The sequence below is a fragment of the Chitinivibrionales bacterium genome, assembly GCA_014728215.1.
GTDB lineage: Bacteria > Fibrobacterota > Chitinivibrionia > Chitinivibrionales > WJKA01 > WJKA01.
In genome coordinates this window covers 19,468-29,289 of record WJLZ01000051.1, presented here as the reverse complement: position 1 = coordinate 29,289, position 9,822 = coordinate 19,468, and the positions used below count along the sequence as shown (strand labels likewise).

General features: G+C 45.5%; 8 protein-coding genes. 4 read left to right on the top strand and 4 right to left on the bottom strand.

Annotated features, from left to right (window positions below; translation table 11 throughout):
• Positions 1-101: 101 nt before the first annotated feature.
• The 4 genes from GF401_03550 to GF401_03535 all read left to right on the top strand — a co-directional run bounded on the left by GF401_03550 (position 102) and on the right by GF401_03535 (position 5,070).
• On the top strand, positions 102-2,270 hold the full coding sequence (locus tag GF401_03550) for a transporter substrate-binding domain-containing protein (GenBank protein MBD3344119.1): 2,169 nt from the start codon (positions 102-104) through the stop codon (positions 2,268-2,270).
• Positions 2,271-2,327: 57 nt separating this feature from the next.
• Entirely contained in the window at positions 2,328-3,632 is a 1,305-nt protein-coding gene (locus tag GF401_03545; protein MBD3344118.1) for a spore maturation protein, read from the top strand.
• Between the two features lie 224 nt (positions 3,633-3,856).
• On the top strand, positions 3,857-4,336 hold the full coding sequence (locus tag GF401_03540; GenBank protein MBD3344117.1) for a hypothetical protein: 480 nt from the start codon (positions 3,857-3,859) through the stop codon (positions 4,334-4,336).
• An 8-nt stretch (positions 4,337-4,344) separates the two neighbouring features.
• Positions 4,345-5,070 (top strand): SDR family NAD(P)-dependent oxidoreductase, encoded by a 726-nt coding sequence (locus GF401_03535; protein ID MBD3344116.1) that lies wholly within the window; start codon positions 4,345-4,347, stop codon positions 5,068-5,070.
• A gap of 19 nt (positions 5,071-5,089) precedes the next feature.
• On the opposite strand, the gene GF401_03530 is transcribed toward GF401_03535, so the two are convergent.
• The 4 genes from GF401_03530 to GF401_03515 all read right to left on the bottom strand — a co-directional run bounded on the left by GF401_03530 (position 5,090) and on the right by GF401_03515 (position 9,712).
• Entirely contained in the window at positions 5,090-6,931 is a 1,842-nt protein-coding gene (locus GF401_03530; GenBank protein MBD3344115.1) for an AAA family ATPase, read from the bottom strand.
• 19 nt (positions 6,932-6,950) lie between these two features.
• Positions 6,951-7,295 carry a response regulator gene (locus tag GF401_03525; protein ID MBD3344114.1) on the bottom strand — a complete coding sequence of 115 codons (345 nt, stop codon included), beginning with the start codon at positions 7,293-7,295 and terminating at the stop codon, positions 6,951-6,953.
• Between the two features lie 14 nt (positions 7,296-7,309).
• Positions 7,310-8,962, bottom strand: coding sequence for a GAF domain-containing protein (locus tag GF401_03520; protein MBD3344113.1), 1,653 nt, complete (start codon positions 8,960-8,962; stop codon positions 7,310-7,312).
• Between the two features lie 69 nt (positions 8,963-9,031).
• Positions 9,032-9,712, bottom strand: coding sequence for a tetratricopeptide repeat protein (locus GF401_03515; GenBank protein ID MBD3344112.1), 681 nt, complete (start codon positions 9,710-9,712; stop codon positions 9,032-9,034).
• Between the last annotated feature and the right edge of the window lie 110 nt (positions 9,713-9,822).

Genomic DNA, 9,822 nt, shown 5'->3' with positions numbered 1-9,822 from the left:
CGTTATACAATTATTTTGATTGTTGAACGCCGATGACGCTAATTTGGCTGATTATCGCTGTATTTTTTTAATTTTTAGTTTTCTGACCAGCGAATATCAGCATGATCAGCGTCATTAGCGTTCTATTTTGGACACGAGTGACTATAACTATTATGTTTAGATCGATCTGTTTTTGCATCACGGCCATCCTCTCTGTTCTGTTTCTCCAGTGCGGTAATTCCGGCAATTCTTCTTCTGAGTTCTATTACAAACCCAGTCCGAAACGCTCTCTTCCCATATACAAAGGAACACTTGAGGCGATAAAAAAGAAAAACCTTCTCAGGGTTATAACCCCTGAAAGTCCGCAGTCCGGCTTACCGCGTGAAGGCTCTCCCCTTTCTTTCGAGCGTGATATGTCGGAATATTTTGCCAGGCATCTGGAGGTCAGGATTCTTTTTGTCCAACCCTTGAGCTACGACAGCATAATTCCCTGGCTCTTATCGGGCAAAGGAGATATTGCGGTAGCATCGCTGACCGCAACGGAAAAGCGGAAAGAAATTGTCGATTTTTCCCGCCCGGTTAATCAGGCCAAAGAATTACTCATAGGACCGAAATCGCTTACGGAATCCATACGATCAATCGACGACCTCAAGGACAAAAAGATCGTTATCAGAAAATCATCATCCTACTATCGGACTGTACAACGTCTGAAAGATTCGATACCCGAACTGAAAGTCACTTTCGCTCCTGAAAATTTGCATACCGAAGAGATTGTACATAAAGTAGCGGAAGGAGAATACCCCTTAACAATCTGCGATTCTCACATTGCCAAAAACATATTTCATTACGAAACTGGAATAACCTCGCTTCTGGAGCTTACGGATTATCAAAAAATTGCCTGGGCTGTCGATAAAGACTGCCCGGAGCTTCGGGAGGAACTTAATGCGTTTATACTCGAGCAGGCCCTTACAAAACATCGTGCAGAGATATTTAAAGGAGACTGGGAAGAGATAAAAAATCGGAAAGTTTTACGGGTGGCAACCAGAAACAATGCCGCCACTTACTGGATTTATCGGGGCAAGGAAGTTGGCTTTGAGTACGAAATGTGCAAAGCCTTTGCAAAAAAACACAGGTTGCGTCTCGAGATGCTGGTTTCGCCAAACTGGAAGCAGTTGCTTTCGTGGGTCAATGAGGGCAAAGCTGATATTGCCGCTGCCTGCATCACTATTACTGAGGGACGGAAAAAGGACGTCGCCTTTGCATCTCCCCATTGCTATGCCAGAGAAGTTGTTGTTTGCCGTACCGATTCTTCCGGCAATGCCCTGATACAGGACACCTCCGGCTTAGAAGGCGCTACTCTTTATATGCGGAAAAGCAGTACCTACTATCGATCGATACAGGCTTTTCAGAAAAATACGGGCGTATCCTGCAAAATCGAATTCGTCCCCGAAAACATGGAGACCGAGGAGATTCTGGCCAAAGTAGCTGAAGGCGAGTATGAGGCTACGATCTCCGACGATTACATTGCCGGGATGCAACTCATTTATTTATCGAATCTTGCTGTGGCTTTCCCTGTAAGCGATACTCAGAATATAGCCTGGGCAACAAGAAAATCATCAAAGGAGCTTGGTGACGCCATTAGCGATTTTTTCACTACGACATCATACAAGCCCCGGGGTTTGCACTATAACATTCTTTATAATAAATATTTCAAAAGCCAGGAAAGAATTGCCCAGGCCCGTTCAACCGAGCGGACCGATACGCATGGGAAAATCTCTCCTTTCGATAGAATAATGAAAAAATACAGTGATAGATACGATCTTGACTGGCGTATGGTTGCGGCTCAGGCATATCAGGAATCCAAATTCAATCCCGATGCCCGAAGCTGGGTTGGTGCTGTGGGGCTTATGCAAATTATGCCTTCCACAGCAAGAGAACTCCGGGTGGGTGATATAACCAAACCTCCTGCCAATGTCCATGGGGGCACAAAGTATATGCGGCACCTCATTGAAAGATTCGATAAAGGGATTCCCTTCAGGGAACGATATCATTTTGCACTTGCATCATATAATGCCGGTTATGGTCATGTAATCGATGCCCGCAGACTTGCACAAAGCCTCAATCTGAATGATGATGAATGGTTCGGCAATGTGGAAAAAGCGATGCTTCTCCTTTCTAAGCCCGAATATGCAAGCAAAGCCCGGTACGGGTACTGCCGTGGCAGAGAACCGGTAACCTATGTAACGAACATTCGACGCCTCTATAATCATTACAGTCAAGTAGTTGAATAACGCATAATTGCCACCTGACTTCGGTTTTACAAGTAGCTGAATTTATATTTTAGTACTATGGATAAAAAGCCCGCGCCTATCAATATTGTCTGGCTCATGCTGGTTCTCATTGCAGTCGTCACCGCCGCATATACCGGAAAAATGGAAGCGACGGTTAATGCATTCATGGAGAGTGCAAAATCGGCGGTAAATCTTGCGATCGGTCTTATCGGATTTATGGCTCTTTGGCTTGGTCTGATGAAAGTTGCCGAAGAAGGTGGACTGACCCGTGCTCTTGCCCGTGGAATCCGTCCTTTGATGGTTCGCCTGTTCCCCCACGTGCCTGAAGACCACCCTGCCATGTCGGCCATGATAATGAATTTTGCGGCAAACGCGCTGGGAATGGGCAATGCAGCAACCCCGTTGGGAATCAAGGCAATGCAGGAACTCGATTCTCTTAACAAAGAAAAAGGAACCGCCACCAATGCCATGTGCCTCTTCCTTGCGATAAACACATCGAATATCGCTATTTTCCCCGGCGGGGTGATTGCGATACGCTCGGCCGCCGGCGCTTCAAATCCATCGGCAATTATTCCCTCTACTTTTCTTGCAACCCTCGGCTCGACTCTCACTGCGATCGCTGTCGCCAAATTCTTCGAATGGAGAGCACGGAAAAAAAATACTGCAGTCGTTGAAAGCAAGAAAGTACCTTCTGAACCTGAAAATGGTCCCGAAAATACAAAAGCGCCCTCATCCCTGAATCCACCCGGAATCGCAGGCAAACTGATTATCTATGCCACCATTGCTGCCTTTATGGGGGCGATTGTCTACCGTTTCATTTCGACCGAATCGCCGGCAGTCTTTGCCAAAGAACTCTACTCATTCTGGCTTCTTCCCATGCTCATGGCATTTTTTCTTATTTACGGCTATCTCAAAGGCGTTCACGTTTATGAAGCAGCAACAGAGGGAGCAAAGGATGGCTTTCATACCGCTGTACGAATAATACCCTTTTTAGTGGCCATTCTCGTCGCTATCGGGATGTTCCGTGCGAGTGGAGCTTTTGAGTTTCTGGTTGCCGTGCTCAACCCGGTAACCTCGCTCATCGGCATGCCCGCCGAGGCGCTCTCCGTAGCACTGATGCGCCCGCTGTCGGGAAGCGGCTCTTTTGGCATAATGTCTTCAATTGTAAATCAGAATCCAGACAGTTTCGTTTCGCTCCTTGTCTCGACCATGCAGGGATCGACTGAAACTACTTTTTATGTTCTCGCGGTCTATTTCGGCGCTGTCGGCATCAAACGAACCCGCCATACTCTTCCAACAGCCCTTACCGCGGATGCTATCGGCGTACTTGCTTCTGTCGGCATTTGCAGACTCTTGTTTTAAGGCGAACTAAAGGAGGTAGAATCATGCGTTTATTGAAATGCTTTCTCAGCAGTGTTGTTTCTCTGGTGTTGCTGATAACATTTTCCATACACTCCGAAGAAAAACCACAGATATTCTTATGTACGGATAATGCAGGAAATAATGCAGAAAGTGTCAAACTGGTCTATGGCTATATAAACGGCAAAAAAACCGCCTGCATTTCGGAACAGAAACTGCTTGAGCTTATGATCAAAAGCAAAGATCCTGTCGATACCTCGAAGGTGAGCTATGCCGGTGCACAACTTCAGGAGTCGGATCTCAGCAATGCAAATCTTGAAGGCTCCAATTTTACGGATGCAATACTTGTAAGCACAGACCTGCGGAGGGCAAATCTGCGTAATGCAAACCTGAAAGGCGCCGATTTGTCGGGAGCATATCTGAAAGATGCCGATCTCACCGGTGCCGATCTCACGGGCGCCGTTATCACCGGTGCATATTTCAACAAAACGGATCTTACGGAGGTTAAGGGTTTGAATATCGAAAACCTCCAGTTAACAAAAAGCCTCTATGAAGCCAGAATTGATTCAACGCTGCTCTTTGCCATTAAAGAATGCTGCCCGGATAAGTTGAAAGACCCCAAGTGGGAATGGAACAGTAACGAATGGTCCCGAGGAGTTGATTTTGACAAAAAGGCTAAACTCCCTAAAACTGAAGAGATGCGATAGTCCGGCTCATGGATAAAAACCTCAGCGGTAAAACAGCACTTATTACCGGCGCCGGAAGAGGTATTGGCAAAAACATTGCTCTTCACCTTGCCCGTGAAGGCGCTCATGTTGTGCTCAGTGCCCGTTCTGAACATCAAATCAACGCCCTTGCCGCCGAAATCACCCGTTCAGGCGGCTCTGCAAGGACTGTGACTACGGATATTTCCAGAGAACCAGAGATTACTTCGCTCTTTCGAACTTTAAAAGAACAGTCAGCATCGCTTGACATTATGATCAACAACGCAGGTATAGGACTTTTTGGAGAAATTGCCGATCTATCGACCGAAGATTTCGACAGGGTTATCTCAACCAATCTCAGAGGCACGTTTCTTTGTTGCCGTCAGGCCATGAAAATCATGATCCAGCAAACGAGCGGCTATATTATCAATATTGCAAGTGTTGTTGGAATCAAAGGTTATCCCAACCAGGGGGCGTATACGGCGAGTAAGCACGGCATAATGGGGCTTACCAAAACACTTGCCGTCGAGGCGCAGAATCATGGAATCCGGGTTTCGGCAATTCTACCGGGAGGAGTCGATACCGAGCTTGCAGGACAAGCCCGTCCTGAGCTCGACCGCTCACTTTTGCTCAGTCCCGAAGACATCTCTCACACAGTGCTCTTTCTGCTCTCTCTCTCAGAGCGGGCTGCAATCGACCAGATATATATACGGAGAAAAAACAGTACACCGTTTTAGATGTCGATTTATCCTCGACTCATCCTGCTTTTTGACGGCCTTCGGTGAACATCTGCTTATAGAAGAAGAGTTTAGGATCGGTCACTTCATAATAGCGATTACCGAAACGGGCACCGCCTCTGCCAACGGTCTGGATTCCATAGCCGATATGGACATGTGGTCCGCTGGTCCTGCCGGTCATGCCGATAGTTCCGATAGCATCGCCCTTTTCAACCTTGTCTCCCGACTTGAAATAACGTTTGTGCATGTGGGAAAAGAATATCACCGTGCCATTGTTGACAATGCCGAGGGTCCTTCCGGCCGCGGCACTCCCATACCAGTACACGGTACCGCCCACAGGGGCAACAATTTCGGCACCCAATGCCCCGGCAATATCAATACCGTAATGGGGACGGCCACCACCGCTTCCCCGTTCACACCAGTCTCCGGTTATGTAGGGATAATCATCTTTTACAAGGGAAACAAAAAATTCATAGACCGGCAGAAGCTCTTTTTGCCGGGGATTGTCCACTGTTGCCGGGGGATAGAAATTCATGGAAATTCCCGGTGCTATCCAATCGTATCGCTTGATTTTCTTTTCTCCAGGCATTCGGGTTTTATTGTAAATATCGACGGTTTCTTTAATATACGAGTTAATTTCCCGTCCACTGGGAACAAGGGCTCTGAACCGGCAAAGCGCATATTTTGCAAGCTTATAAATCGATTCACCTTCATTGAAAGTGTGGGTAATAATCCCCTGCCCCGATTCTATCAACTGCTGGGGAGCAATAGGTCGTGGCGCCTCCACATTGGCTACCGGTGGGTTGCCCGCCATTATCAAAGCAAATATGAGAAGCGCAGCAATTTGATACAGAGGCCGGAATTTAGCAGCTCTGAGAGCCTTTCTGTTCTTGGGCTCCAGACTGTTGAGAACAAACTGGACCTTTTTGGCGAGATCGATAAAGGCTCTGGAAGCTGTTGAATATTGTTTGAATTGACTCACCGGTTTTCCCTCATCCTGAGCATCTCTCACCGTTGCCGACTCGGGGATTTCCAGATCGAACATCATTGCCTGAGGTAACATGGAAACACCCGAATCGTTGCGAATTACCACCTGCTCACAAAGGCTGTCGAGAAACTTCCTGTTCTCGTACATGGTGCGGGTTTTGCCTTTAATTTTTGAATCCCGTTTTCCAAAAACCTCATTTTTCACAATCCGCAGCCGTACATTGGGATTCTTCGCAGAAAGCTCTTTTACCTGTACCAGATAATCCCGCAGACTTTTAGTTGAAAGCGCATTCAGTGTTACCGGAATTAAATTCAAATCGCTGTGGCAGTAGAGGGATCTGGTCGTGAAATTCCAGACCGAAGGCGTATCAATTACAATGTATTTGTAGTAGGAACGGCAAAGCTGGAGGTTAAACAGAAAGTTCTGTAACCGAAAAACGTTTACGTTGTTATACAGATCGGCAGTAGCGGGAATGAGATCCAGCCCCGGTAGGATTCGCACCCGGAGTTTGGTAATATCACCCTCTCCGACGATACTCGAAAAAAGTTTTGATTCGGCAGAATGTACCCAGTAACTCGCTTTGGCTTTCCAGGTATCTCGATCCGGGGGTATTCCCCCATCGGGAGAATATCTTTTTTTAAAAAGGTGCCATGAAGAGGAGCCGAACTCTGACGGGTCTTTACCAAAGGCATGTGTCGCGCTCCCCTGTACATCGAGATCGATTAAAAGCGTAAGGCCTTTTTTGGCCAGTGCAGATGCCAGATTGGTCGCAACCGTCGATTTCCCGACACCACCCTTGATATTAGCGACATGAATTACGCCGCCGTTATCGGTATCGGTAAAGACGAATGCATTTGAAGACCGTGATGCCATCGCTGCAATTCCTTTTCTCTTATTCGACGACGCTGATTAAATCCTGAATGTCGGTAGGTTCGCGCAAGATTCTATCCTGCTCGTGCGACTCACGTCCTTGAATCGAAGAAAAGTTCTCCGGAGCATTAAAAAACACAACAGGGATTTTATTAAGGCGAGGTGCAAAATTAAAATAATTATAAATCGCCGTTCCTTTCCGCCAGGTCGTGACATCAAGGAGTATCCTGTCCGGTGAAGTCTCCTGCATAGTCGTCATAAAATCGTTGCTGCTCGAGCAACAGGTAACATTAGTGTTCTTTTTCCCCAGTGAATCTGTCAGCGCATCCCGGGTTTTTCGTGATTCATCAAATACAAGAATTTCCATGACACCCTCCACAATTATTCGATCGGAAGATTAATAATAAAAGTAGTTCCTTTACCTAATTTACTGTCAATTTCAATCGTACCGTTATGCTTATCAATAATGTTTTTTGCAATAGCCATGCCAAGCCCTGTCCCCCCTTTTTTTCCGAAAGTAACAAAGGGCTGAAAGATTTTTTCCTGTACATGAGCGGGCATTCCATTGCCGGAATCACTGATTTTAATAATAGCACAATTATCTTTTCGGGTCAACTCTATTCCGATTATTCCTTCAGTTTGAATAGCTTCTCTGGCATTGTTCAGAATATTTGTAAAAACTCTGGTAAGACGATCGAAATCAGCCTGAATTTCAATCCGTTCGGAACACTCAAATTCGATTGTAATACTACTGTTGGAAAATGAACTTTTGAATCCAACCAGCAGATCTTCAAAATACTTTTTGAGCACGATGGCTGTCTTCTCAAGTTCAATTGATTTCCCTCGCACAAAAAGAAGCAGCTCCGAATTCATCTTTTCGATATAGCCAAGACGATCTAAAATGATATCGCAATAGCTCTGGATTTTGTGCTCATCCGATTTCCTCCGGATAAGCTGTACGAATCCGCTGATACCACTGAGCGGATTTCTCATATCATGCACAATCGAAGAAAGCATAGTACCGATCAGCGCCTGTTTTTCAGACCGCCGTTTTTCTTCAAGGACATCTCTCATCGCTAAAAAAGAGACGGTCTGTTCTGCAATAACCCTAATATAATCATACGAAACCAGCGTCGCGTACGTCTTCTGTTCTTCATTGTTCTGTATAGCAATATAACCTATCGGACACCGATCCCGCTGCAAACGGGCCCATACAATCCCCGGAGCATGAAAAAAGTCCTGTTTATTTTCATCGTTTTTATAACAATTAGCCTTTTGGAGCAATGTTTGCATATAGCCTGGACATTTCCTGCGATCGACCTCTTCCCAGTATCGCTGCCCATATCGTGTATGATAGCTGTAATTGCTGACTGTTCCACTCTTTGTTTCCAGTTGAAACATACCGCAAACACCATTCATTGCTTCGAGAAGATTTGATAAGATTACCTCAAATACCTGTTCCATATCCATGGAAGGATTGATATCCTTTTGAATGTCGAGCAATAATTTCAGCTGAACGCAATTACGCCGTATATCGTTATTCATCTCGACATTTTCGATCGAAAGGCCTGCCTGTGTCCCCAGGACACTGATCAGCTCTTCATCTTTTTTTGTAAATAGCCCCTCATTTTTGTTCAGCACCTCAATCGCACCGAAAGCATCACCGTTTCGATTTACAAGAGGAACACACAGGATATTCCTCGTTTCATACCCGGTTTTTTCATCAATCAAAGGATAAAAATTTTTATCGGTGGCGACATCGGGAACATTGAGAAGCCTGTTCTTTTTGATAACTTCACCCACAATCCCCTTTCCTTCGGGAACACGGATAACAGTTTCGCCATCGGCAAGCACGGTCCAGAGTTCACGGGTGGTACGGTCGAGGATAAAAATTGATGCCCTGTCTGCATCGATCAATTCTACGGTAAGGTCTTTTATAAGACGAAGAAGGGAGAGAAGGTCTGTTTTGGCACTAATTTTTTTTGAGAGCCCGATAAGGGCTTCTGTTACAGTGATTTTTTTTCTTTGTGCCATCAGACCTGTTGAGGGGCAAAAGCGAATTGATACGGTTTACGAGGACTGGAAGTATCTCCGAAAGGAGGATCAACCTTTTTTCGTATTCAATTCTATGAGCAAATTTTCAGCATCCTGCTTCAATTCGACAGCAGAGGTATCGGATACTATTTCGTTGCAAAGTGCAACTGCTTTATCGTGATTGTTCAGGCTTTTATTAATTAAAGCCAGTTTCCACCGTAGAGCAGGGGCTCGATAGCCATAATGCTCTTCCTGGAGTGCCTTTTCAAAATATGAAACAGCTTTGTCGAGCTCACCCATCGACTCATAACAGGTTGCTGTTGCTTCAAGTGCACCACCGGTAATAAAACTTTTTCCCTTGCTTTTGTTTTTAGCCATTTCAAACCAGTTAATAGCTTCATCATACCGGTCCTGTTCACGAAGAATGTGCCCGAGCAAATATGCTGCATAGGCTGCCTGGGGAGTATTGCCATGATTCTCGGTTACCAGTGCAAGCGCTTCAATAGCTTTCTGGTTATTACTGGAAGTGTATGCGATCATGGCATTGCCAAATGCCTTTTGTGCCTTGCGCAGGCTGCTTGCTGCCATATGGTTGTAGCCCATTACGAGAAACATTGCAAGGATAATGCCTGCAACCCCTGCAATAATTATCGTACTGTGCTGAGTGGCTTTTTCCTTGATATTGAGAAGGAATTCAATAAAAGGATCTCTCTTAATATCCTGTTTCTTTTTGCTATACTGTATATTCACCGTAGCCTCCTGAAAAAATTACATAGTGCTGCCGATTCAGGTGGTAAAAAAAACTCAATTATATTACCCAACGACAGCCATAGTTATTAAAAATGCTTCTCCCATAAGCT

Excerpts from the sequence above, each read along its gene's own strand:
- GF401_03550 (MBD3344119.1), top strand. The coding sequence starts at position 102 with ATGATCAGCGTCATTAGCGTTCTATTTTGGACACGAGTGACTATAACT.
- GF401_03545 (MBD3344118.1), top strand. The coding sequence starts at position 2,328 with ATGGATAAAAAGCCCGCGCCTATCAATATTGTCTGGCTCATGCTGGTT.
- GF401_03540 (MBD3344117.1), top strand. The coding sequence starts at position 3,857 with ATGATCAAAAGCAAAGATCCTGTCGATACCTCGAAGGTGAGCTATGCC.
- GF401_03535 (MBD3344116.1), top strand. The coding sequence starts at position 4,345 with ATGGATAAAAACCTCAGCGGTAAAACAGCACTTATTACCGGCGCCGGA.
- GF401_03530 (MBD3344115.1), bottom strand. The coding sequence starts at position 6,931 with ATGGCATCACGGTCTTCAAATGCATTCGTCTTTACCGATACCGATAAC.
- GF401_03525 (MBD3344114.1), bottom strand. The coding sequence starts at position 7,295 with ATGGAAATTCTTGTATTTGATGAATCACGAAAAACCCGGGATGCGCTG.
- GF401_03520 (MBD3344113.1), bottom strand. The coding sequence starts at position 8,962 with ATGGCACAAAGAAAAAAAATCACTGTAACAGAAGCCCTTATCGGGCTC.